Source organism: Pseudarthrobacter phenanthrenivorans Sphe3, from assembly GCF_000189535.1.
Lineage (GTDB): Bacteria > Actinomycetota > Actinomycetes > Actinomycetales > Micrococcaceae > Arthrobacter > Arthrobacter phenanthrenivorans.
This window is the reverse complement of sequence record NC_015145.1, coordinates 2,980,790-3,003,548: the sequence shown is the minus strand read 5'-3', so window position 1 is coordinate 3,003,548 and position 22,759 is coordinate 2,980,790. Positions and strand designations below refer to the sequence as shown.

General features: G+C 62.2%; 30 protein-coding genes and 3 pseudogenes. 26 read left to right on the top strand and 7 right to left on the bottom strand.

The window, feature by feature from the left end; translation table 11 throughout:
• The first annotated feature begins 58 nt into the window (after nt 1-58).
• Nucleotides 59-1,249, top strand: a complete 1,191-nt coding sequence (gene tuf / locus ASPHE3_RS13935) for an elongation factor Tu (RefSeq protein WP_013601835.1) — start codon at nt 59-61, stop codon at nt 1,247-1,249.
• Between the two features lie 101 nt (nt 1,250-1,350).
• The gene (locus ASPHE3_RS22850; protein ID WP_259460293.1) at nt 1,351-1,476 is read left to right on the top strand and encodes a hypothetical protein; all 126 of its coding nucleotides are present in this window, start codon (nt 1,351-1,353) and stop codon (nt 1,474-1,476) included.
• Nucleotides 1,477-1,510: 34 nt separating this feature from the next.
• Here ASPHE3_RS22850 and ASPHE3_RS13930 read toward each other — a convergent pair whose 3' ends face one another.
• Nucleotides 1,511-2,947 carry a GH1 family beta-glucosidase gene (locus ASPHE3_RS13930; RefSeq protein WP_013601834.1) on the bottom strand — a complete coding sequence of 479 codons (1,437 nt, stop codon included), beginning with the start codon at nt 2,945-2,947 and terminating at the stop codon, nt 1,511-1,513.
• A 384-nt stretch (nt 2,948-3,331) separates the two neighbouring features.
• Here ASPHE3_RS13930 and rpsJ point away from each other — a divergent pair, with 384 nt between their 5' ends.
• Genes rpsJ through rpsQ form a run of 11 tightly spaced genes read left to right on the top strand, consistent with a single transcriptional unit; the run spans nt 3,332 to nt 8,690 of the window.
• Nucleotides 3,332-3,640 carry a 30S ribosomal protein S10 gene (rpsJ, locus tag ASPHE3_RS13925; protein WP_003803825.1) on the top strand — a complete coding sequence of 103 codons (309 nt, stop codon included), beginning with the start codon at nt 3,332-3,334 and terminating at the stop codon, nt 3,638-3,640.
• A gap of 17 nt (nt 3,641-3,657) precedes the next feature.
• The gene (gene rplC / locus ASPHE3_RS13920) at nt 3,658-4,308 is read left to right on the top strand and encodes a 50S ribosomal protein L3 (protein ID WP_013601833.1); all 651 of its coding nucleotides are present in this window, start codon (nt 3,658-3,660) and stop codon (nt 4,306-4,308) included.
• A 4-nt stretch (nt 4,309-4,312) separates the two neighbouring features.
• Nucleotides 4,313-4,936 carry a 50S ribosomal protein L4 gene (rplD, locus tag ASPHE3_RS13915; protein WP_013601832.1) on the top strand — a complete coding sequence of 208 codons (624 nt, stop codon included), beginning with the start codon at nt 4,313-4,315 and terminating at the stop codon, nt 4,934-4,936.
• Entirely contained in the window at nt 4,933-5,238 is a 306-nt protein-coding gene (gene rplW, locus ASPHE3_RS13910) for a 50S ribosomal protein L23 (RefSeq protein WP_009358306.1), read from the top strand. Before rplD ends, rplW begins: the two co-directional genes overlap by 4 nt.
• Before the next feature lie 29 nt (nt 5,239-5,267).
• Nucleotides 5,268-6,107 (top strand): 50S ribosomal protein L2, encoded by an 840-nt coding sequence (gene rplB, locus ASPHE3_RS13905; RefSeq protein WP_013601831.1) that lies wholly within the window; start codon nt 5,268-5,270, stop codon nt 6,105-6,107.
• A 12-nt stretch (nt 6,108-6,119) separates the two neighbouring features.
• The gene (gene rpsS / locus ASPHE3_RS13900) at nt 6,120-6,401 is read left to right on the top strand and encodes a 30S ribosomal protein S19 (protein ID WP_003803803.1); all 282 of its coding nucleotides are present in this window, start codon (nt 6,120-6,122) and stop codon (nt 6,399-6,401) included.
• 38 nt (nt 6,402-6,439) lie between these two features.
• Nucleotides 6,440-6,805: a 50S ribosomal protein L22 gene (gene rplV, locus ASPHE3_RS13895; RefSeq protein ID WP_009358304.1), complete on the top strand. Its 366-nt coding sequence runs from the start codon at nt 6,440-6,442 to the stop codon at nt 6,803-6,805.
• Entirely contained in the window at nt 6,806-7,639 is an 834-nt protein-coding gene (gene rpsC, locus ASPHE3_RS13890; protein WP_013601830.1) for a 30S ribosomal protein S3, read from the top strand.
• The gene (gene rplP, locus ASPHE3_RS13885) at nt 7,640-8,056 is read left to right on the top strand and encodes a 50S ribosomal protein L16 (RefSeq protein WP_013601829.1); all 417 of its coding nucleotides are present in this window, start codon (nt 7,640-7,642) and stop codon (nt 8,054-8,056) included.
• Between the two features lie 2 nt (nt 8,057-8,058).
• Nucleotides 8,059-8,388 (top strand): 50S ribosomal protein L29, encoded by a 330-nt coding sequence (gene rpmC / locus ASPHE3_RS22845; RefSeq protein WP_013601828.1) that lies wholly within the window; start codon nt 8,059-8,061, stop codon nt 8,386-8,388.
• A complete protein-coding gene (rpsQ, locus tag ASPHE3_RS13875) occupies nt 8,385-8,690 on the top strand; it encodes a 30S ribosomal protein S17 (protein WP_013601827.1) in 306 nt (101 codons plus the stop codon). The genes rpmC and rpsQ overlap by 4 nt, the downstream gene beginning before the upstream one ends.
• 225 nt (nt 8,691-8,915) lie before the next feature.
• Here the strand turns inward: rpsQ and ASPHE3_RS21235 are convergent.
• From ASPHE3_RS21235 to ASPHE3_RS22070, 5 genes and pseudogenes are all read right to left on the bottom strand, one after another.
• Nucleotides 8,916-9,203: pseudogene (locus tag ASPHE3_RS21235) on the bottom strand (transposase); the annotation flags it as partial.
• A 10-nt stretch (nt 9,204-9,213) separates the two neighbouring features.
• The gene (locus tag ASPHE3_RS13865; protein WP_013599791.1) at nt 9,214-10,323 is read right to left on the bottom strand and encodes an IS110 family RNA-guided transposase; all 1,110 of its coding nucleotides are present in this window, start codon (nt 10,321-10,323) and stop codon (nt 9,214-9,216) included.
• A gap of 262 nt (nt 10,324-10,585) precedes the next feature.
• Nucleotides 10,586-11,188, bottom strand: coding sequence for an IS3 family transposase (locus ASPHE3_RS13860; protein ID WP_013599790.1), 603 nt, complete (start codon nt 11,186-11,188; stop codon nt 10,586-10,588).
• Nucleotides 11,185-11,511: a helix-turn-helix domain-containing protein gene (locus tag ASPHE3_RS13855; protein WP_167536972.1), complete on the bottom strand. Its 327-nt coding sequence runs from the start codon at nt 11,509-11,511 to the stop codon at nt 11,185-11,187. Before ASPHE3_RS13855 ends, ASPHE3_RS13860 begins: the two co-directional genes overlap by 4 nt.
• 284 nt (nt 11,512-11,795) lie before the next feature.
• Nucleotides 11,796-12,257, bottom strand: a pseudogene (locus ASPHE3_RS22070) (IS30 family transposase); the annotation flags it as partial.
• A gap of 280 nt (nt 12,258-12,537) precedes the next feature.
• Here ASPHE3_RS22070 and istA point away from each other — a divergent pair.
• The 3 genes from istA (at nt 12,538) to ASPHE3_RS13835 (ending at nt 15,844) form a co-directional block, all read left to right on the top strand.
• Complete coding sequence (gene istA / locus ASPHE3_RS13845) at nt 12,538-13,746, top strand: IS21 family transposase (protein ID WP_041652583.1); 1,209 nt, start codon at nt 12,538-12,540, stop codon at nt 13,744-13,746.
• A complete protein-coding gene (gene istB, locus ASPHE3_RS13840; protein WP_013600137.1) occupies nt 13,746-14,534 on the top strand; it encodes an IS21-like element helper ATPase IstB in 789 nt (262 codons plus the stop codon). Before istA ends, istB begins: the two co-directional genes overlap by 1 nt.
• A gap of 107 nt (nt 14,535-14,641) precedes the next feature.
• Nucleotides 14,642-15,844 (top strand): IS110 family RNA-guided transposase, encoded by a 1,203-nt coding sequence (locus ASPHE3_RS13835; protein WP_013599339.1) that lies wholly within the window; start codon nt 14,642-14,644, stop codon nt 15,842-15,844.
• Between the two features lie 14 nt (nt 15,845-15,858).
• On the opposite strand, the pseudogene ASPHE3_RS13830 reads toward ASPHE3_RS13835, so the two are convergent.
• Nucleotides 15,859-16,599, bottom strand: a pseudogene (locus ASPHE3_RS13830) (IS30 family transposase); the annotation flags it as partial.
• A gap of 468 nt (nt 16,600-17,067) precedes the next feature.
• On the opposite strand from ASPHE3_RS13830, the gene rplN reads away from it, so the two are divergent.
• From rplN to secY, 10 genes are all read left to right on the top strand, one after another.
• Nucleotides 17,068-17,436 (top strand): 50S ribosomal protein L14, encoded by a 369-nt coding sequence (rplN, locus tag ASPHE3_RS13825; protein ID WP_009358299.1) that lies wholly within the window; start codon nt 17,068-17,070, stop codon nt 17,434-17,436.
• A gap of 3 nt (nt 17,437-17,439) precedes the next feature.
• Entirely contained in the window at nt 17,440-17,802 is a 363-nt protein-coding gene (gene rplX, locus ASPHE3_RS13820) for a 50S ribosomal protein L24 (protein WP_013601824.1), read from the top strand.
• A complete protein-coding gene (gene rplE, locus ASPHE3_RS13815; RefSeq protein WP_013601823.1) occupies nt 17,802-18,383 on the top strand; it encodes a 50S ribosomal protein L5 in 582 nt (193 codons plus the stop codon). The genes rplX and rplE overlap by 1 nt, the downstream gene beginning before the upstream one ends.
• A gap of 89 nt (nt 18,384-18,472) precedes the next feature.
• A complete protein-coding gene (gene rpsH / locus ASPHE3_RS13810; protein WP_041652213.1) occupies nt 18,473-18,871 on the top strand; it encodes a 30S ribosomal protein S8 in 399 nt (132 codons plus the stop codon).
• 18 nt (nt 18,872-18,889) lie between these two features.
• Complete coding sequence (gene rplF / locus ASPHE3_RS13805) at nt 18,890-19,426, top strand: 50S ribosomal protein L6 (protein ID WP_013601821.1); 537 nt, start codon at nt 18,890-18,892, stop codon at nt 19,424-19,426.
• Nucleotides 19,427-19,428: 2 nt separating this feature from the next.
• Nucleotides 19,429-19,812, top strand: a complete 384-nt coding sequence (rplR, locus tag ASPHE3_RS13800; protein ID WP_013601820.1) for a 50S ribosomal protein L18 — start codon at nt 19,429-19,431, stop codon at nt 19,810-19,812.
• Nucleotides 19,809-20,537 carry a 30S ribosomal protein S5 gene (rpsE, locus tag ASPHE3_RS13795; RefSeq protein WP_013601819.1) on the top strand — a complete coding sequence of 243 codons (729 nt, stop codon included), beginning with the start codon at nt 19,809-19,811 and terminating at the stop codon, nt 20,535-20,537. The genes rplR and rpsE overlap by 4 nt, the downstream gene beginning before the upstream one ends.
• 2 nt (nt 20,538-20,539) lie before the next feature.
• Nucleotides 20,540-20,746, top strand: coding sequence for a 50S ribosomal protein L30 (gene rpmD / locus ASPHE3_RS13790; RefSeq protein WP_013601818.1), 207 nt, complete (start codon nt 20,540-20,542; stop codon nt 20,744-20,746).
• A complete protein-coding gene (rplO, locus tag ASPHE3_RS13785) occupies nt 20,747-21,232 on the top strand; it encodes a 50S ribosomal protein L15 (RefSeq protein ID WP_013601817.1) in 486 nt (161 codons plus the stop codon).
• 215 nt (nt 21,233-21,447) lie between these two features.
• Nucleotides 21,448-22,758, top strand: a complete 1,311-nt coding sequence (gene secY, locus ASPHE3_RS13780) for a preprotein translocase subunit SecY (protein ID WP_013601816.1) — start codon at nt 21,448-21,450, stop codon at nt 22,756-22,758.
• The last annotated feature ends 1 nt before the right edge of the window (nt 22,759 follow it).

Here is a 22,759-nt window from a genome sequence, read left to right as displayed (position 1 = left end):
CTGCCGCGACAAGCGCGGCTGAAAGGTAAGTCATTTGAAAACGTTCTAGGAGGAACCTGTGGCAAAGGCAAAGTTCGAGCGGACTAAGCCGCACGTTAACATCGGCACCATTGGTCACGTTGACCACGGTAAGACGACGTTGACGGCCGCCATTTCCAAGGTGCTGTACGACAAGTACCCGGATCTCAACGAGAAGCGCGACTTCGCGTCGATCGACTCTGCTCCCGAAGAGCGTCAGCGTGGCATTACCATCAACATCTCCCACGTGGAGTACCAGACCGAAAAGCGCCACTACGCACACGTAGACGCCCCGGGTCACGCTGACTACATCAAGAACATGATCACCGGTGCTGCCCAGATGGACGGCGCAATCCTCGTGGTTGCCGCTACTGACGGCCCGATGGCACAGACCCGTGAGCACGTTCTGCTCGCCCGCCAGGTTGGTGTTCCCTACCTGCTGGTCGCGCTGAACAAGGCTGACATGGTTGAGGACGAGGAACTCCTCGACCTCGTCGAAATGGAAGTTCGTGAGCTCCTGAGCTCGCAGGGCTTCGACGGCGACAACGCTCCCGTCGTTCGCGTTTCCGGCCTCAAGGCACTGGAAGGCGACCCGGAGTGGGTCAAGTCCGTTGAGGACCTGATGGCTGCTGTGGACGAGTCTGTTCCGGACCCCGTACGTGACCGCGACAAGCCGTTCCTGATGCCGATCGAGGACGTCTTCACCATCACCGGTCGTGGCACCGTTGTTACGGGCCGCGCCGAGCGTGGCACCCTCGCCATCAACTCCGAGGTCGAGATCGTCGGCATCCGCCCGGTCCAGAAGACCACGGTTACCGGTATCGAGATGTTCCACAAGCAGCTCGACGAAGCATGGGCCGGCGAGAACTGTGGCCTGCTGCTCCGCGGTCTGAAGCGCGACGATGTCGAGCGTGGCCAGGTTGTCGTCAAGCCGGGTTCCATCACCCCGCACACCGACTTCGAGGCTAACGTCTACATCCTCTCCAAGGACGAAGGCGGACGTCACAACCCGTTCTACTCCAACTACCGCCCGCAGTTCTACTTCCGTACCACGGACGTAACCGGCGTTATCACCCTGCCCGAGGGCACGGAAATGGTTATGCCTGGCGACAACACTGAGATGACCGTTGCGCTCATCCAGCCCATCGCTATGGAAGAGGGCCTCGGCTTCGCAATCCGCGAAGGCGGCCGCACCGTTGGTTCAGGACGTGTTACCAAGATCATCAAGTAATTCTTGTTGAACTGAAGAACAGCCCCGCTGCTACTGCAGCGGGGCTGTTCTTTTCGTTTAAGCCGTCCCTGATACTGTTGCTGGACCGAAAGGAGTTCACCATGGAGTGGCTAATTTTCCTGATCGCGGCCGTCGCCGTTGTGGCCGGGGTGTTCTGGGCCAAGAAGTATTTCCGCCATGAGATTGACCGCGCCAAGCGCATCAACCGGGCCAACAAGAACCAGTAGCCTATGACTGGATGATGCCGCTGTGCATGCCGGGTTACTTTCCTCCTGCTGCGCGTGCCCGGCTGAGGGCCTGGTACCAGTAGAAAGACTGTTTGGGAGTCCGTGCGAGCGTTTGGAAGTCCACGTGGACCAGTCCGAACCGCTGGGAGTAACCAGCCGCCCACTCGAAGTTGTCCATCAGGGTCCACACGTAGTACCCACGCAGGTCTATTCCGGACGCGATGCCGCCAGGAGCGGTAGCAGTGAGGGCTGCGTCCAGGTGGGTGGCCAGGTACCGGACGCGGTCCTGGTCCTGCAGCGTTTCGGTCACGCTGTCCGGTTCCGGGAAACTGGCCCCGCCTTCGGTGATGTAGACGGGCGGCAGGACGTCGCCGTACCGGTCGTGCAGTTCCTTCAGCAGGACCGCCAGATGGTCCGGTGCCACAGGCCAGCCGAAGCCTGTGCTTCCATACTCCGGGTAACCCACCTCATGGAACGGCAGCCTGGCCACGGCTTTGTGCAGGTCCGCCGGGATGGAGGCTGACCCCCGCCCCATGGCCACCTTCACCGGGAAGTAGTAGTTCAAGCCGTAGAAATCGAGCGGCTGGTGGATGGTGCGCAGGTCGGCGTCGGAGATCTTTCCGATGGAACGCAGCCAGGGCCTGGCGTAGAGGGGGAGGGCCGGATAGCGGCCCAGCAGGACGGGATCGGCATAGATCCTGTTCATCAGCAGATCATAAAGGTGGGCAACCAGCCGGTCCCCGATCTTACGGGAGGCAGGGCGGACCGGGGCATGCAGGTTGGTGACTCCGATTCCCCCGGCAACGCCCGCTGCCCGCAACGCCTGGACACCGAGTCCGTGTGCCAGGAGCTGGTGGTGGATGGAGGGAAGGGCGTCGAACAGCAGGGCATGGCCGGGTGCGTGTACTCCCAGGGCGTAGCCGTTGAGGGTAACGGAAACCGGTTCGTTCAGGGTTACCCACTGGGCCACCCGGTCCCCGTATCGCTCGCCGGCCGCTTGGGCGTACTCACTGAACCGTTCGGCTGTTTCCCGGTTCAGCCAGCCGCCCCGGTGTTCCAGCGGCAGCGGGGTGTCCCAGTGGTAGAGCGTTGCCATCGGGGCAATCCCGGCAGCAAGCAGCTGGTCGAGCAGCCGGTCGTAGAAATCCAGGCCTTCCTTGTTGAAGCTGCCGCGCCCCTCCGGCTGGATACGCGGCCAGGACAGCGAGAACCGGTACGAGTCCACGCCCAGTTCCTGCAGGAGCGCCACGTCTTCGGGCAGCCTGTTGTAGTGGTCGCAGGCCACGGCGGGGGAGTGGCCGCCCAGGATGGCTCCAGGCTTCTCCGCGAAGGCGTCCCAGCCGGACGGGCCGCGTCCGCCGTCGGTCACTGCTCCTTCAATCTGGAAGGCGGCGGCGGCCACCCCCAGGGTGAACGACGGCGGCATGCGGCTGGCCAGTTCCGTCGCCGATTCTGTGCTTTCCAGGGTCATGCCCCTATCATCCATTCGGGAGGGACCGGGGGCAATGGCAGTTGCCGGCAGTGCCGGAGGCGGCCGATTCGCTTCTGCCGCCAAATTCCGGCATACTAGATGAGTTGTTCAAGCGCTTCTTCGCGTCCCGATCCGGATAATGCCGGGTGCCAGGGTCCAAGTGGAAGACCAAACATAACCCACTCCCCATGGAATAGCGGATTTGTATGCGTGCCAAGCGCGACACGCCCGACCGCGGGGGTCGGTTGCGCCGGCAAGGTGAGGAACCCGGATTCATCCGGATTCAGTTTGTGCGGCGGGTGGTGGTTACGACTTTAAATGCTTCGGCAGCCATACAACACGTAAGTAAACAGAGCAGCATTTACTGAAAGAGAGTCAGGCGACATGGCGGGACAAAAAATCCGCATCCGGCTGAAGTCATACGACCACGAGGTCATTGACGTTTCAGCACGGAAGATCGTTGAGACGGTCACGCGCGCAGGCGCAACGGTAGTGGGCCCCGTACCGCTGCCGACGGAGAAGAACGTGTACTGCGTTATCCGCTCTCCGCACAAGTACAAGGACAGCCGCGAGCACTTCGAAATGCGCACGCACAAGCGTCTTATCGACATCATCGATCCCACGCCGAAGGCCGTCGACTCGCTCATGCGCCTCGACCTGCCGGCTGACGTGAACATCGAAATCAAGCTGTAGGGAGGTGCTGAGAGACTATGACCGCAACCCGTAACGTAAAGGGCCTGCTGGGCACGAAGCTCGGCATGACCCAGGTCTGGGACGAGAACAACAAGCTCATCCCCGTCACTGTGGTCCAGGCAGATTCGAACGTCATCACCCAGCTGCGCAACGCAGAAGCTGATGGCTACGTAGCCGTACAGATCGGCTACGGCCAGATCGATCCCCGCAAGGTCACCAAGCCGCTGGCTGGTCACTTTGAGAAGGCAGGCGTCACGCCTCGCCGCCACGTCGTCGAACTCCGTACCGCAGATGCTGCTGAGTACGAGCTGGGCCAGGAGCTCTCCGTAGAGGTCTTCGAAGCCGGCCAGAAGATCGACGTCATCGGCACCACCAAGGGTAAGGGCTTCGCCGGTGTTATGAAGCGTCACGGCTTCCACGGCGTTGGCGCCTCCCACGGTGCCCACAAGAACCACCGTAAGCCCGGTTCAATCGGTGGCGCATCCACCCCGAGCCGCGTCTTCAAGGGCATGAAAATGGCCGGTCGCATGGGCGCCGTCCGTCACACCACGCTGAACCTCACGGTCCACGCGGTTGACGTCGAGAAGTCGCTGCTCCTTATCAAGGGTGCCGTCCCCGGCGCCCGCGGCCAGGTCGTACTCGTACGCACCGCCGTGAAGGGAGCCTAGTCCAATGGCTAACACTGTCCAGGTTGACCTGCCTGCAGAGATCTTCGACGTTCAGACCAACGTGCCGCTGCTGCACCAGGTTGTCGTTGCCCAGCTCGCTGCTGCTCGCCAGGGTACCCACAAGACCAAGACCCGCGCTGAAGTTTCCGGTGCAGGACGCAAGCCGTTCAAGCAGAAGGGCACCGGCCGCGCCCGCCAGGGTTCAATCCGTGCTCCTCACATGACCGGCGGTGGCATTGTCCACGGTCCCACCCCGCGTGACTACAGCCAGCGCACCCCCAAGAAGATGATTGCTGCTGCACTGCGCGGCGCACTGTCTGACCGGGCACGCAACGGACGCATTCACGTTGTCGCAGAACTGGTTGAAGGCTCCAAGCCTTCCTCCAAGGCTGCACTGGCAACGCTGCGTGGTGTCTCCGAGCGCAAGAACCTGCTGGTTGTCATCGAGCGCGCCAACGATGTTGCTGCACTGTCCGTGCGCAACCTCGACGGTGTTCACGTTCTGTACGCAGACCAGCTGAACACCTACGACGTTCTCGTGTCTGATGACGTTGTCTTCACCAAGGCTGCCTACGACGCATTCGTTGCCGGCAAGGCAGTGGCAAAGAACGAGGAGGATGCCAAGTGAGTGCAGCCACCATCAAGGATCCCCGCGACGTCGTGCTTGCACCCGTCGTGTCGGAAAAGAGCTACGGCTTGATCGACGAGGGCAAGTACACCTTCCTGGTGGACCCCCGCTCGAACAAGACCGAGATCAAGCTGGCCGTGGAGAAAATCTTCTCCGTCAAGGTCGAATCGATCAACACCATCAACCGTGCCGGTAAGCGCAAGCGCACCAAATTCGGATGGGGTACCCGCAAGAACACCAAGCGTGCGATTGTCACCCTCAAAGAAGGCACCATCGACATCTTCGGCGGTCCGCTCTCGTAGCGGAGACCACTTTAACGAGGAAATAAATTATGGGAATCCGTAAATACAAGCCGACTACCCCGGGCCGTCGTGGCTCGAGCGTAGCGGACTTCACCGAAATCACGCGGTCGACGCCGGAAAAGTCGTTGGTACGTCCGCTGCCCAAAAAGGGCGGCCGTAACAACACCGGTAAGATCACCACCCGTCACAAGGGTGGCGGACACAAACGCCAGTACCGTCTGATCGACTTCCGTCGTCACGACAAGGACGGCGTGGACGCCCGCGTTGCTGAAATTGAGTACGATCCGAACCGTACGGCCCGCATTGCCCTCCTGCACTACGTTGATGGCACCAAGCGTTACATCATCGCCCCGAACAAGCTGTCCCAGGGTGACTTCGTAGAGGCCGGCGCCAACGCTGACATCAAGCCTGGCAACAACCTGCCCCTGCGCAACATCCCCGTGGGTACCGTTGTCCACGCAGTTGAACTGCGTCCGGGCGGCGGCGCCAAGATGGGCCGCTCCGCCGGCGCATCCATCCAGCTCGTTGCAAAGGAAGGCCGCTTCGCCCAGCTGCGTCTGCCTTCCGGCGAAATCCGCAACGTTGACGTGCGCTGCCGCGCAACCGTCGGCGAGGTCGGCAACGCCGAGCAGTCGAACATCAACTGGGGCAAGGCCGGCCGCATGCGCTGGAAGGGCGTCCGCCCGACCGTCCGTGGTGTCGCCATGAACCCGGTTGACCACCCGCACGGTGGTGGTGAGGGTAAGACGTCCGGTGGACGTAACCCCGTCAACCCCAACGGTCAGCGGGAAGGCCGCACCCGCCGCCCCAACAAAGAGAGCGACAAGCTTATTGTGCGTCGCCGTCGTACTGGCAAGAACAAGCGATAGGAGCCTGGACACATGCCACGCAGCCTGAAAAAAGGTCCTTTCGTTGACCAGCACCTCTTTGTGAAGGTAGCCAGGGAAAACGAAAAGGGCACCAAGAACGTCATCAAGACCTGGTCCCGCCGTTCGATGATCATCCCCGACATGCTCGGACACACGATCGCCGTACACGACGGACGCAAGCACATCCCGGTGTTTGTCACTGAGTCGATGGTCGGGCACAAGCTCGGCGAATTCGCTCCCACGCGGACATTCCGCGGCCATGTCAAGGACGACCGTAAGGGCAAGCGCCGCTAGGCGCCTGCACTTACGTCAAAGACGAGAGAAGGAAAGCAATGGAAGCCAAGGCAATTGCGCGCCACATCCGCGTAACGCCTATGAAGGCCCGGCGCGTCGTCAACCTTGTTCGTGGATTGCAAGCGAATGAGGCTCTGGCAATTCTGAAGTTTGCCCCCCAGGCAGCTTCGGAGCCGGTATTCAAGGTAGTACAGTCGGCAATCTCCAACGCCCGGGTCCTCGCGGACCGCGACGGCGTGGCGTTTGACGAAGGTGACCTCATCATCAGCGAAGCGTTTGTTGATGAAGGCCCGACCATGAAGCGGTTCCAGCCGCGTGCCCAGGGTCGTGCATTTCAGATCAAGAAGCGCACCAGCCACATCACCGTGGTAGTCGCTACCCCGGAGAAAGAGGAGGCTCGCTAAGTGGGACAGAAAGTAAACCCGCACGGGTTCCGACTCGGCATCACCACCGATCACGTATCGCACTGGTTCGCTGACAGCACCAAGGCCGGCCAGCGGTACAAGGACTTCGTTCGCGAAGACATCCGCATCCGCCAGCTCATGTCCACGGGCATGGAGCGCGCCGGTATCGCCAAGGTTGAGATCGAGCGCACCCGTGACCGCGTCCGCGTGGACATCCACACGGCCCGTCCCGGCATCGTCATCGGCCGCCGTGGAGCAGAAGCAGACCGCATCCGCGGCGAGCTCGAAAAGCTCACCGGCAAGCAGGTCCAGCTGAACATCCTCGAGGTCAAGAACCCCGAGATGGAAGCCCAGCTTGTTGCCCAGGGCGTTGCTGAGCAGCTGACTTCCCGTGTGGCATTCCGCCGTGCGATGAAGAAGGCCATGCAGTCCGCGCAGCGTGCAGGTGCCAAGGGCATCCGTATCGCCTGCTCCGGTCGACTGGGTGGCGCTGAAATGTCCCGCTCGGAGTTCTACCGCGAAGGCCGTGTGCCCCTGCACACCCTCCGTGCGAACATCGACTACGGCTTCTACGAAGCCAAGACCACCTTCGGCCGCATCGGTGTGAAGGTCTGGATCTACAAGGGTGACGTCACCGCCAAGGAACTGGCCCAGCAGGCCGCTTCCGCCCCGTCCCGCGGACGCTCCGGCGACCGTCCGGGCCGCCCGGGTGGCGCTGACCGTGGTGACCGCCGCCGTCGCAACGACCGCCCGGCCGCTGACGCAGCTCCTGCTGCCGAGGCTCCGGCAGCTGAGGCTGCACCTGCTGCAGCTGTAGAAGGAGGACAGGCTTAAATGCTTATCCCACGTCGAGTCAAGCACCGTAAGCAGCACCACCCGGGTCGTTCCGGCGCTGCTACGGGCGGCACCAAGGTCTCCTTCGGTGAGTACGGCATCCAGGCCCTGAGCCCGGCATACGTCACCAACCGTCAGATCGAGTCTGCCCGTATCGCGATGACCCGCCACATCAAGCGTGGCGGCAAGGTCTGGATCAACATCTATCCGGACCGTCCCCTGACCAAGAAGCCTGCCGAAACCCGCATGGGTTCCGGTAAGGGTTCGCCGGAATGGTGGGTCGCAAACGTCAAGCCGGGCCGGGTTCTCTTTGAGATCTCCGGTGTCGAGGAATCGGTAGCCCGCGAGGCACTGCGCCTGGCAATCCACAAGCTCCCGTTGAAGGCACGCATTCTGCGTCGCGAAGGTGGTGAATAGAAATGGCAGTAGGATCCAAGGATCTGGCTCCCGCACAGCTGGACGGTTTCGACAACGAGCGTCTCGTTGAAGAACTCCGCAAGGCCAAGGAAGAGCTGTTCAACCTGCGTTTCCAGTCCGCCACCGGACAGCTGGAGAACCACGGTCGTCTGCGCGCGGTAAAGAAGGACATCGCCCGCATCTACACCGTTCTCCGTGAGCGCGAGCTGGGCATTCGTGCCGAGGTTGCCGCACCGGTTGTGGAAGCCAAGGAAGAGAAGAAGTCCAAGAAGGCAGCAACCAAGAAGGCCGAGCCGGCTGAAACGGTTGAGACCGAGGAGGATGCCAAGTGAGTGAAAAGGACGAGAACGTGACGGAAACTGCTACCGCAGCCACGGCTGAGCAGCGCGGTTACCGCAAGACGCGTCGCGGCTACGTGGTCTCTGACAAGATGGAAAAGACCATCGTTGTCCAGGTTGAGGACCGCGTGAAGCACGCCCTGTACGGCAAGGTCATCCGCCGTACCTCCAAGGTCAAGGCACACGATGAGAACAACACCGCCGGCATCGGCGACCTGGTTGTCATCGCCGAGACCCGTCCGCTGTCCGCCACCAAGAACTGGCGGCTCGTGGAAATCCTTGAGAAGGCCAAGTAGCACCTGCTGCTTCGGTATCCGGAAGCCCCTGCTCCCTCTGGGAGCGGGGGCTTCCGCGCTTAACCATGCAACCCCGCCACGCGGGGCAGGCCTTGGCGAAGGCACGACGGCGCGTCCCGACGTCGTGCCTCTTCCCCCGGACGCTCTCTCACTTAACGCGGGAAATTCCGGGACGCTCTCTCACTGTGAACTGGTCCCCGTTAGTTGGACTGGTTAAATGGGATTCTAGGCTGCGAGGGTCTGGGCCCGGTATTGGACCGGGCTCAGACCCTTGAGCTTTGTGGAGATTCTTTCGTTGTTGTACCAGTGGATGTACTCGTTCAGTGCCGTTGCCAGTGCGTCGGTGCTGATGAACCGGACGCGGTGGAAGAGTTCTTCCTTGAGGTGGCCAAAGAAGTTCTCCATCACTGCGTTGTCGTGGCAGTTGCCCTTGCGGGACATCGACTGGACAGCGCCGGCGGCCTTGAGAAGCGTCCGCCAAGTGAGGTGCTGGTATTGGATGCCTTGGATGCTCTCCTAAGTGTCAAGCGGCGTTTCGGTGTTGCCTGGTGTTCGGGACGATGTGCTGGTGGCCGGGGTTGAGGATGAAGTAGACCTCTCGGGCGAGGTATCGCTTCAGGCAGCGGATGATCTCCATCTTGGAGTGCCCCTCGGCGGTCTTTTTCGCGACGTACGTCTGCGTTCTCGGGTCGAGCCTGATCCGGCTGATGACGGCGAGGTGCAGGGCGCGGTTGGCTTGGCGGTCGCCGCCGCGGTTGAGTCGGTGCCGTTGTGTCATTCCGGAGGACGCGGGTAGGGGTGAAGCGCCGCAGAGCATCGCGAATGCGGCTTCGGATTTCATCCGCTCGGGGTTGTCACCGGCCGTTACGAGGAACTGTCCAGCGACTTCGATGCCGATTCCGACGCGTTCGAGGAGTTGGGGTGCGAGGGCTTGGACGATGGGGTTGATGAGCTCGTCCAGGTCGGTTATCTCGTCGGTGAGTTCCAGGTAGCGGCGGGCCAGGGACTTCATCGAGACCCGGTAGGCGGTGATGGGGTCGGTCGCGTTTGATACGTCCGGCCGCCATGCAGCGAGGGTGCGGATGAGCTGCATCCGGGTCAGGTGGCGGACTTGGTCGCGAAGCACCTCCGGCGCGGAGACGATCGACATCCGAAGGAGTTGCAGGGCGCTGCGGCGCTCCCGGACCGCGTGCGCGCGGGTGATGCGCAGCACGCGCAGAGCTTCGACGGCGCCGTCCTTGCTTTTTGGGATGCTGGTGCGTCGGCCATGCAGTGCGGCGCGGGCTGCATTGATTGCGTCCAGATCGTCGTCCTTGCCTTTACGGCGGCGGTCAGACCGGTCGGGCCGGTCGACCTCAAGGATCATGACACCGGCTTTGGCAAGGTGTCGGGTCAGGCCGGCACCATAGGATCCGGTGCCCTCGACACCGATCCGGGCCAAGTCACCGAAATCGCCGATCCAGGCGAGCATTGCCCGGTAGCCGGTGCGTGTTGTCGGGAAGCTCTTAGTGCCCAGCACTGTCTCGCCGGCATCGATGACGGCGGCGACGTGGAGTTCTTTGTGCGTGTCGACGCCGGCGAAGACGGGCGTCGGTGCCTGGTCCGGCTCGCTGGTTTCGGGCGTTCTGGTCATGTCGTTTTCCTCCGGTCCATCCGATGTGCAAGGGGCACGGCCCCGGGCATCGACCACCGGCGGACAAGACAGTGATGAGCACACTTGGCGCAGGCTCTCCTTAGGTCACTCCGGCGGCGAGGCCTAGCGCCTCACTGGGTACGCCTGGGGACTGACAGATCCGGGGAAAGACACAGCTGTCGATCGGAGTGAGGGTCAAGAACCCTGGGCGCACCCGGCACCAGCATCCTGTCGCATCCATCACCCTGCGAGTCAAGGATCCTCAGGGAATACCGGTTCCGACAGTCTCACTGTCCGAATGCACCAGTGGCTGCTGGCCGGGCTCGAGGCAGGCCAGAGCCTCCTTCAGCGAAGCGTTCGTCAGAGCCAGGTTCGGGGACGTGCTGATGGCATGGGAAATGATCTGCCGGTCGAAGAGGTCCATCACCGGGGAAAGGTAGAGCTTGCGGTCCCCGACGCTGAATTCGGTCACGTCGGTCACCCACTTCTGGTTCGGGGCATCGGCCTGGAACTGCCGGTTCAGCAGGTTCGGGGCAATCCTGCCCTGTTCGCCTTGGTAAGAGTTGTAGCGCTTCCGGCGCCGGATCCTGCAGAGCAGCTGCAGTGAGCGCATCAGTTTCAGCACGGTCTTCTTCGCAACCGTCCACCCTTGCTTGAGTAGCTCCGCATGGATCCGCCGGTGCCCGTACCGGCCATGGTTCGTCTCAAAGATCTCCGTGACGGCCGCTTTGAGTTTCTCTTTCGGGTCCGGGACCTGAAGACGGGCCTGGTGATAGAAGAACGTCGAGCGGGCCAGGCCCGCGATCTCCAGCAGGACCGGGAGAGGGTAGTCAGCCTTGAGGGAAACGACGGACTGGACCTTCACCGTCGTTCCTGATCCCTCAAGGCCCGCAGTTTTCCCAGATACGCCACCTCCGCGCGGAGCCGCTCGTTCTCCCGCCGCAACCGTTCCAGTTCGGATAACTCGACCCGTTCAGGTGGAGCCGCGGACTTCGCAGGCCTGCCCTTGGCCTTGGGACGCAATCCCTCCGCACCATCACGGCGATACGCCCGGACCCACTTTTGCAGCAACTGACGCGAGGACAAACCGGCCTCCACAGCCAGGTCCGGGCCGGTCTCACCCGCGAGGAACCGCTCCACCAACGCCAGCTTGAACTCAAACGAGTACGACTTCGCCGGTTTGCTCACCAGCACTCCTTGCCCCTGAATCCTCCACCGCCCATACAGTGCCCTGACCGGCACCCACGGCGCATCAAGCAAACGAGCCGCAGCCCGATACCCAACACCCCTTCTCAAACCACGCTACCGCCGCCTCACGCTGGACCTCAGACAAAGAACTACGTGCACCCATAAAAACTGCTCCCCGGAAGTCGAAACTGAATTACTCAGTCCAACTTCCGGGGAGCAGTTCACTGTCCTCAGGAAAGTGATAGAGCGTCGGTGGTGGATTCAAGTGGTCGTTGCAACACGTCCTATGCTGCTGATTCTTCCAGTATTTGCTGGAGGGCTTGTGCGGGTGTTTTCCAGCCGAGGGTTTTGCGTAGGCGTCCGTTGAGTCCTGCGGCAGCGTAGTCGAGGTCTGCGCGGGTGACGGTGGTGAGGTCCATGCCTTTGGGGAAGTACTGTCGCAGGAGTCCGTTGGTGTTCTCGTTCGTGCCGCGTTGCCAGGGTGAGTGAGGATCGCAGAAGTAGACCTCGGCGCCGGTGGCGATCCTGACGCGTTCGTGAATGCCGACCATCTCAGCGCCTTGGTCCCAGGTCAGGGACCGGCGCAGCTGGGCCGGCAGGGTCGGAAGGGTTGCCTCGATGGCGGCCAGCACCTGCTCGCCGGTATGTCCGTTAGGCAGGTGCAGGAGCATCACGAAACGGCTACTGCGTTCCACGAGGGTTCCGATCGCCCCGGCGCCAGGGGTACCGATGATCAGATCGCCCTCCTTACGATTTTGTTGTGGGTGATTTCGGAGCTGTCGTAGTGTTTCGATCACCCTCGGGTGGCGGGTATGGCCTAGGTCGCCCTGCCGCTTGGATGGCTCACTGGGAATGGCCGCCCGCTGCCCGCCGATGACTCGACCGCTGATTGAGAATTACGACATTGATCGTTGGGTAAGGACGTGCCGGCGTAGTTATCGACATGTCGGTGACGGTCGAAAACTGAGCCATAGTGACGGTTGAAAACTGAGCCACCCGTTCCAAACGATTGGGTGGGTGATCACAGTGGAGGATTGGGCGCTTATTCGGCGGTTGCATCTTGCCGAGGGTGAGTCGATGAGGTCGATAGCGGCGCGGCTGGGTATTTCCCGGAACACCGTTGCGAAAGCGGTCAGCGCCGACGGTCCGCCGACTTATGTGCGTGCGCCGCAGGACTCCGGGATCAAGACGGTGGAACCGGCCATCCGTGCGCTGCTGAGGGAGAATCCGCGGATTCCAGCGACGGTGCTGGCGGAGCGTGTGGGCTGGTCCGGGTCTCCGGCGTGGTTCCGGGAGAACGTGGCCAGGATTCGGCCGGAGTTTGCTCCAGCGGATCCCGCGGACCGGATCAGTTACGAACCGGGCGATCAGGCGCAGTGCGATTTGTGGTTCCCGGAGGTGCGGATACCGGTCGGGTCCGAGAAGCCAAGGGTTCTGCCGGTGCTGGTTATGGTGTCCTCGCACTCACGGTTCATCATGGCCCGGATGATCCCGTCGCGGATGACCGGGGATTTGCTGGCCGGGATGTGGGAGCTGATCGGATCCCTGGGCGCGGTGCCTCGGCGGCTGATCTGGGACAACGAAACCGGCATCGGGCGGCGGAACAGTTACGCCGCCGGCGTTGCGGCGTTCGCCGGGGTCCTCGCGACCAGGATCGTGCAGGTCAAACCCTACGATCCGGAGAGCAAGGGCGTGGTGGAGCGGGCCAACCAGTTCCTGGAAACCTCGTTCCTGCCCGGCCGGACCTTCGCCTCACCGGAGGATTTCAACGCCCAGCTCAGCCAGTGGCTGCCCAAGGCGAACAACCGGATGGTCCGACGGACCGGTGCCCGGCCTGCGGAGCTGATCCGACAGGACAAAGCGGCGATGCTGGGGCTGCCGCCGGTTCCGCCCGTGACCGGATTCGCCACCAGGGTCAGGCTGCCGCGGGACTACTACGTCCGGATGGGATCCAACGACTACTCCGTGCACCCGCAGGCGATCGGCAGGTTCGTCGACGTCACGGCGGACCTGGAAACGGTCACCATCAGCCTGGACGGCCGCTGCGTCGGATGCCATCCCCGGTCCTGGGGCGCCGGCCTGACGGTCACTGATTCGGACCACGTCGAGGCTGCCCGGACGATGCGTAAAGCCTTCCAAAACCCTGCACCTCCAACGGATACGGCGGGGCTGCGGGACCTGGCTGACTACGACCGGGCGTTCGGTGTCGTGCTCGATGATGGGCAGGTCGCGTGATGGCTGAAGCGAAGGAAATTGCTGGGCAGATCGAGTACTACTCCCGGGCGATGAAGGCGCCACGGATCCGGGAAGCGGCAGCCAGGCTCGCGGATCAGGCCCGCGAGGCCGGCTGGACCCATGAGGAATACCTCGCCGCGGTCCTGTCCCGGGAAGTCGCCGCCAGAGAAGCCTCCGGAGCCGAGATGCGTGCCCGGGCTGCCGGGTTCCCTGCCCGCAAATCCCTCGAGGACTTCAGCTTCGACCATCAGCCCGGCCTCAAACGCGACACCATCGCGCACCTGGCCACCGGTGCGTTCCTCACCGAAGCCTCCAACATCGTCCTGCTCGGCCCGCCCGGAACCGGGAAAACCCATCTCGCGACCGGGCTGGGGCTGCGGGCCACCCAGCTGGGACACCGGGTCCTGTTCGCGACTGCCATCGACTGGGTCGCCCGACTTCAGGCTGCGCATCAGAGTGCGCGGCTGCCGCAGGAACTGGTCAGGCTGCGCCGCTACGGGCTGATCATCGTCGATGAAGTCGGCTACATTCCATTCGAACAGGATGCCGCGAACCTGTTCTTCCAGCTCGTCTCCTCACGCTACGAGCACGCCTCGCTGATCCTGACCTCGAACCTGCCATTCGCCCGCTGGGGAGACGTGTTCGGCGACCAGGTTGTCGCCTCCGCCATGATCGACCGCATCGTCCACCACGCCGAAGTCGTCACCCTCAAAGGCTCCAGCTACCGACTCAAACATGCACAGACGGAATCGCTGCCCTCGACAAGACCGGAAAATACGGCAGAATAACCAACGTCAACGTGGCTCACTTTTCAACCCACGAAATGGCTCAGTTTTCGACCGTCGCTGACACGACAGGGCCAACCGAAATTGGAGCTGATCGAAGGAGACTGAACATGCCGGCATTCTGGGTAGGAATCGACTCAGGCAAAAGAGCACATCATTGCGTCGTGATCGATCAGACGGGGACCGTGCTGCTCTCGAAACGGGTCGAGAACGACGAAAACGCAGTGCTCGAACTCATAGCCACGATCGCGGAGATCGCGGCCGGGGGCGAAGTCTGCTGGGCCACGGATCTGAATTCCGGCGGAGCGGCCCTGTTGATCGAGTTGTTGGCCGCGCACGCCCAGCAACTGCTCTATATACCTGGACGGATCGTGCATCACGCTGCGGAGACCTACCGCGGAGATGGCAAGACCGACGCGAAAGATGCCAGGATCATCGCTGACCAGGCACGGATGCGCACGGACCTCCAACCAGTCCGCCGCACGGACCAGATCAGCGTTGACCTGCGGCTCCTCACCGCCCGCCGTACGGATCTGATCTGCGACCGTGTCCGGGCGATCAACAGGCTCCGCGCCACCTTGCTGGAATATTTCCCGGCTCTCGAGCGTGCGTTCGACTACTCCAAACAGGCGCCCCTGGTCCTCCTGGGCGGCTACCAGACACCCGAGGGCATCCGGCGGATCGGACTAGCTCGGCTCACCGGTTGGCTGAGGAAACGCGGCTGCCGCAATAGTGCCAAGATGGCAGAGAAGGCACTGATAGCCGCAAACTCCCAGCACACCGTACTGCCAACTCAGACCACAGGCTCTGCCCTGGTCGTCCGGCTGGCCGGGCAAATCAGCACTCTCGATGCGGAGATCGCCGGCATCGATGCCCAGATCACGGACCTGTTCGGGAAGCACGACAGCGCCGATGTTTTGCTCACCATGCCGGGCTTCGGCCCCGTACTCGCAGCTACTTTTCTCGCGAACATCGGCGGCAACCTGGACGCGTTTGACTCAGTCGACCGGCTCGCCAGCGTCGCGGGGCTGGCTCCCGTCCCGCGCGATTCCGGACGAATCAGCGGGAACCTGCACCGACCACGTCGCTTTAACCGCAGGCTCCTGCGGACCTGTTACCTCGCCGCCCTCTCCAGCTTGAAGAACAGCGCGGCCTCAAGAACCTATTACGACCGGAAGCGCGGAGAAGGAAAGTCGCATAAACAGGCCCTCATCGCCCTCGCCAGACGTCGCATCAACGTCCTCTGGGCGATGCTCCGTGACCACACCATCTACCAGGAACCAATGCCACGCATCACCGCTCAGGCGGCTTGACAGAAACATTGAGATTCCCAGTGCCCGGGCACTGCCCGGTCATCGGCTTCCGCGGGGCGTTCACTGATCAGCAACTCTTGCGGGACCCGGGGCCTTCGCATGCCCGCGCGCCGGTTTGGCTGCCGCACGGCCCGGCCGGTGCGCAGAGCAGCAGCGAGCTCGGCTCTCAGCCCGCCGCGGCCCTGGATGTAGATGCACTGATAGATAGTCTCCGGGCTGATGCGCATGCTTTCATCATCGGGGAAATCAATCCGCAGCCGGGCGCTGATCTGCTCCGGGGACAACCGTTCCCGCGCCGTCAGCATTCCGGCGACGTAAAGCGCCAGGGCCTCGTTGAAAGCCAGCTTCCGTGCCTTAGGCCTGCGCGCCAGCTTCTGCGCACGGTTCTGCGCCGAGGACGCCAGGTACGGACGGTTGCCCCCGTTCCGGATGTTCCTGCCCAGCTCCCTGCTGACAGTGGACGGGTTCCGGCCCAAACGCCGGCCGATCTCCCGCACGCCGCACCCGGCCGCCCGCCACACAGCGATCAACTCGCGCTCATCGAAGGACAGGAACCGCCCGTACGGGGGCTTCTTCGCAGGATCCACCCCACCATGCTGACGGACGATCAACCTGGCCGCAGACAGGGACATACCGGCCACCGCCGCCGCCACCTCATCAGATGCCCCAGAAGACCGCGCCTCCCAGAAAACCCGCACCACCGACTGCAACAGCTCAGGCCGACCAAAACCCACAACAACACCCCAATCACTCAGGTGTTGCAACGACCCCTTGAACCCGCCGGTGAGAAACGCCCGTTAAGTGAGAGAGCGTCCGACGGCGGCGGGGCAGGTCTTCCGATCGCGGCACCTGGGCGGGCCAAGACCCCAGGTGGGCCGAAAGGCTGCCGTGCGTGACGCCGTCGTGCGTTGCTCGGGGGAGTGGGCAGGGACTGCTGCTCTGTGATATGGGGACTTGCCGTATCTGTGCTAGGATATTGAGTTTGTATGGCGCCTTTCGTGCGCCGTCATCAACCTCGTAAACAAGCGTGCCACGGCATAGTGCCCCCTTGCGCCCAGGACCAGTCCTGGACCGGATGGGAGCAACTGCTTCTGGCACGGGAGTTTAGGCCTGGTCTGGCAAAATCCAGGCAGGTCAAGAGACACCCCGATCAACCGTTCCGCAAGGCTCATTCCGTAGGAAGATTTTCGGTCTGAGAACCGGCGCGACGCAAGGAGTAAATAGTGATTCAGCAGGAGTCGCGACTCAAGGTCGCCGACAACACGGGTGCTAAGGAAATCCTTACCATTCGCGTTCTCGGTGGATCCGGCCGTCGCTACGCAGGCATCGGTGACGTCATTGTCGCCACCGTCAAGGATGCAATCCCGGGCGGCAACGTAAAGAAGGGCGATGTTGTCAAGGCAGTCATCGTCCGTACCAAGAAGGAACGCCGCCGTGCGGATGGTTCCTACATCAAGTTTGACGAGAACGCAGCTGTGATCCTGAAGGGCGACGGTGACCCCCGCGGTACCCGTATCTTCGGACCGGTTGGTCGTGAACTGCGTGACAAGAAGTTCATGAAGATCGTTTCTCTGGCTCCGGAGGTGCTCTAGTCCATGGCTGCAAAGATCAAGAAGGGTGACCTGGTTCAGGTCATCACTGGCGCCAAGGCTGAGCGCGGCGGCGACCGCGGCAAGCAGGGCAAGGTCCTGCGCGTGTTCACCGACACCAACCGCGTGTTGGTTGAGGGCATCAACCGCGTCACCAAGCACACCAAGGTCGGCCAGTCGCAGCGCGGCACCAAGACCGGTGGCATCGAGGTCGTTGAGGCTCCGATCCACATCTCCAACGTGGCTCTGGTAGACCCGTCCACCAAGAAGCCCACCCGCGTCGGCTTCCGCACCGAGACCGTTGAGCGTAACGGCAAGCAGCGCGAAGTCCGCATCCGCGTGGCCAAGAGCTCAGGGAAGGACATCTAATGACTGAGACTCTCGAGACTCCGGCAACGAAGATCGTTCCTCGTCTGAAGACCAAGTACGCCGATTCCATCAAGAGCTCGCTCATGGAGGAATTCAAGTACCAGAACGTCAACCAGGTTCCCCGCCTCGTGAAGGTCGTTGTGAACATGGGTGTTGGAGATGCCGCCAAGGACTCCAAGCTGATCGACGGCGCTGTCCGCGACCTCACCCAGATCACCGGCCAGAAGCCGCAGGTAACCAAGGCCCGCAAGTCGATCGCACAGTTCAAGCTGCGCGAAGGCATGCCCATCGGTGCACACGCTACCCTGCGTGGCGACCGCATGTGGGAATTCCTGGATCGTCTTGTCACCCTGGCGCTGCCCCGAATCAGGGACTTCCGCGGTCTCTCCGGCAAGCAGTTCGATGGCAACGGCAACTACACCTTCGGTCTGACCGAGCAGGTTATGTTCCACGAAATCGACCAGGACAAGATCGACCGCGTCCGCGGTATGGACATCACGGTTGTTACCACTGCTAAGACCGATGACGAAGGCCGCGCGCTGCTGAAGGCGCTTGGCTTCCCGTTCAAGGCCGAAGACTAATCTAACTACGTAAAAGGTCCGGCGGTACCGCACCCTCCTGGGGACAGCGGAACCGCGGAAACCGTTACGAGGAAGGGCAAGAGCCCACAATGACAATGACAGATCCTGTCGCAGACATGCTTACGCGTCTGCGCAATGCAAACTCGGCATACCACGACACCGTGACCATGCCGTACAGCAAGCTCAAGGCACGCGTTGCCGACATCCTCAAGGCTGAAGGCTTCATTGCCGGCTGGAAGGAAGAGGACGCTGAGGTTGGCAAGAAGCTGACCATCGAGCTCAAGTTCGGACCGAACCGCGAGCGTTCAATCGCTGGCGTTCGCCGTATCTCCAAGCCGGGCCTGCGTGTTTACGCAAAGTCCACCAACCTGCCGCACGTGCTCGGTGGCCTGGGTGTCGCAATCCTGTCCACCTCTTCCGGCCTCCTGACTGACAAGCAGGCCGGCAAGAAGGGCGTGGGCGGCGAAGTCCTCGCGTACGTCTGGTAACGGGAAAGGAAGAGAATAATGTCACGTATTGGACGTCTCCCCATCACCGTTCCTGCCGGCGTTGAGGTCAAGGTTGACGGCTCTGTCGTCAGCGTCAAGGGATCCAAGGGCGAGCTGAACCACACTGTGGCCAGCCCGATCGAGGTCACCCTGGAAGCAGACACCCTGACTGTCGCCCGCCCGAACGACGAGCGCGCCTCCCGTTCACTCCACGGCCTGACCCGCACCCTGATCTCCAACATGATCGAGGGCGTTACCAAGGGCTACGAGAAGAAGCTTGAAATCGTTGGTACCGGTTACCGCGTTCAGGCCAAGGGATCTGACCTTGAGTTCGCTCTCGGTTTCAGCCACCCGGTCAATGTCTCCGCACCGGAGGGCATCACCTTTGCAGTTGAGACCCCGACCAAGCTCTCTGTTTCAGGTATCAACAAGCAGCAGGTCGGCGAGGTTGCTGCCAACATTCGCAAGCTGCGGAAGCCGGACCCCTACAAGGGCAAGGGCATCCGTTACGCCGGCGAAGTCATCCGCCGCAAGGTCGGAAAGGCTGGTAAGTAACCATGGCCATCTCAATTAACAAGAAGCGTACGAACAAGAGCAAGTCTGCTTCGCGCAGCCGCCGCCAGCTTCGTATCCGTAAGCGCATCTCCGGTACGGCTGTACGTCCTCGTCTGGTCGTCAACCGCTCCGCACGCCACGTGTTTGTCCAGGTTGTCGATGACACCATTGGCCAGACCGTAGCAAGCGCCTCCACCCTGGAAGCCGACCTTCGTGCATTCGACGGCGACAAGACTGCCAAGGCCAAGCGCGTTGGCGAGCTCGTTGCCGAGCGTGCCAAGGCTGCCGGTATCGAGGCTGTTGTCTTCGACCGCGGTGGTAACAAGTACCACGGCCGGATCGCCGCCGTCGCTGACGGTGCACGTGAAGGTGGGCTGTCGCTGTGACGGAAGCAAACAAGGAAAAGGACACTGTGTCTGCAGATCAGAAGGCGACTGACGCCGTAGCTGCTCCGGCCACTGAGACCACTGCACCCGCAGCTGCCGACGACCGCCGTGGTGGCGCTCGTCGCGGCGAGCGTGGCGACCGTGGCCAGGGCCGCGGCGAGCGTGGCGGCCGTGGCGGCCGTGACGGCGGCCGTGAAGCCGAGAAGAGCCAGTTCGTAGAGCGCGTTGTCACCATCAACCGCGTCTCCAAGGTGGTCAAGGGTGGTCGTCGCTTCAGCTTCACCGCCCTGGTCGTCGTCGGTGACGGTAACGGCATGGTCGGCGTCGGCTACGGCAAGGCCAAGGAAGTTCCCGCAGCAATCGCGAAGGGCGTAGAAGAGGCCAAGAAGTCCTTCTTCCGCGTTCCCCGCGTGGGCAACACCATCCCGCACCGCGTTCAGGGTGAGGCTGCTGCCGGCGTCGTAATGCTGCGTCCGGCTTCCGCCGGTACCGGTGTTATCGCCGGTGGTCCGGTCCGTGCAGTACTGGAGTGCGTGGGCATCCACGACATCCTCTCCAAGTCGCTCGGTTCCTCCAACGCCATCAACATCGTTCACGCGACTGTTGATGCCCTGAAGCGCCTCGAAGAGCCGGCAGCAGTGGCAGCACGCCGCGGCCTGCCCCTCGACGAGATCGCTCCGGCTGCACTGGTGAAGGCCCTCTTGAGCCCGAAGGCAGGTGCCTAGTCATGGCTAAGAACCTGATTCCCTCCGACTCACAGTTGGAGATCACTCAGATCAAGTCCGCCATTGGCGGCAAGCAGAACCAGCGCGACACCCTGCGGTCCCTCGGCCTGAAGCGGATCGGACACACCGTTGTCCGCACTGCCGACGCCGTCACCGTGGGAATGCTCAACACGGTTCCGCACCTGGTAAAGGTAGAGGAGGCGAAGTAAATGGCAGAGAACACTGCTGATAAGGCACAGGCTGCTGAGAAGCAGAACGCCCTGAAGGTTCACCACCTGCGTCCCGCCCCGGGTGCCAAGACCGCCAAGACCCGTGTTGGTCGTGGTGAAGCATCCAAGGGTAAGACCGCTGGTCGCGGTACCAAGGGTACTGCAGCCCGCTACCAGGTAAAGGCTGGCTTTGCCGGCGGCCAGCTGCCGCTGCACATGCGCCTGCCCAAGCTGCGCGGCTTCAAGAACCCGTTCCGCGTTGAGTTCCAGGTTGTAAACCTGGACAAGCTCAACGAGCTGTTCCCTGAAGGTGGCGCTGTCACCGTGGAGAACCTGGTCGAAAAGGGTGCCGTTCGCAAGAACCAGCCCGTCAAGGTGCTGGGCACCGGCGACATCACCGTCAAGGTTGACGTCACCGCCCACGCATTCTCGGCCAGCGCTGCTGAAAAGATTGCCGCAGCAGGCGGAAGCACCACCGCTCTCTAGTGCCGGTGGGCTGCAAGCCCGTTGTTGAACTCCCGGTCTTGGGGCTATGGCCCCGGGGCCGGGAGTTTTTTCCATCCGCCCGGCGTTTTTTCCGCGCCATCCGGCGCACGAGCGCCAGCGCGGATTGTTCGCATGGCGCATACAACCGTTAGACTCGGTTGTTGGGATTTATAGATCCCCATCACACCACTCTTATAAACACCACAGGAGGACGCTTGCTTAGCGCATTTGGCCGGGCCTTTCGCACGCCTGATCTGCGACGCAAGTTGTTGTTCACGCTGGGAATCATCACCATTTTCCGCTTGGGTGCTTTCATTCCCTCGCCAGGTGTGAACTACCAGAATGTCCAGCAATGCTTGCAGAACGGTCAGACCGCAGGCGGGCTGTACCAGCTCGTTAACCTGTTCAGCGGCGGCGCGTTGCTCCAGGTGTCCATCTTCGCCCTGGGCATCATGCCGTACATTACGGCCAGCATCATCGTCCAGCTGCTGCGGGTGGTCATTCCCCGGTTCCAGCAGCTCTACGAAGAGGGCGCCTCGGGTCAGTCAAAGCTGACCCAGTACACCCGGTACCTCACCATTGCGCTGGGCCTGCTCAACGCCACCACCCTGGTGTCCCTGGCCCGCTCCGGCCAGCTGCTGCCCGGCTGTGCACTGGAGATCATTCCTGACGACAGCGTGATCACCACCATCCTGATCATCATCACGCTGACTGCCGGCACCGGCCTGATCATGTGGATGGGCGAGCTCGTGACGGAGAAGGGCGTGGGCAACGGCATGTCCCTGCTCATCTTCACGTCCATCGCAGCCACGTTCCCCACCTCCCTGGGCGCCATCTGGACCTCGCAGGGCCCCGCAACGTTCTTCACCGTCCTCGCCGTCGGCCTGCTGACGGTGGCGCTGGTGGTCTTCGTCGAGCAGTCGCAGCGCCGCGTTCCGGTGCAGTACGCCAAGCGGATGATTGGCCGCCGCACCGTGGGCGGTACCAGCACCTACATCCCCATCAAGGTGAACATGGCCGGCGTGATCCCCGTGATCTTCGCTTCCTCCATGCTTTACCTGCCGGGCCTGATCTCCCAGTTCAACCAGCCCCGAGCCGGCGAACCGATCCAGCCGTGGGTTGAATGGATCAACAACAACCTGGTCCGCGGTGACCAGCCCATCTACATGGTGCTCTACTTCGCCATGATCGTTTTCTTTACCTACTTCTACGTCGCGATCACCTTCAACCCTGAAGAAGTCTCAGACAACATGAAGAAGTACGGCGGCTTTATCCCGGGTATCCGCGCGGGTAAGCCGACCGCTGACTATCTGCAGTACGTGCTCTCCCGGATCACCCTGCCCGGAGCCCTGTACCTCGGCTTCGTGGCGCTGATCCCGCTGGTTGCACTGGTGCTGATCAACGCAAACCAGAACTTCCCGTTCGGTGGCACCTCGATCCTGATCATGGTGGGCGTTGGCCTGGAGACCGTCAAGCAGATTGATGCGCAGCTACAACAACGTCACTACGAAGGGCTTTTGCGATGAC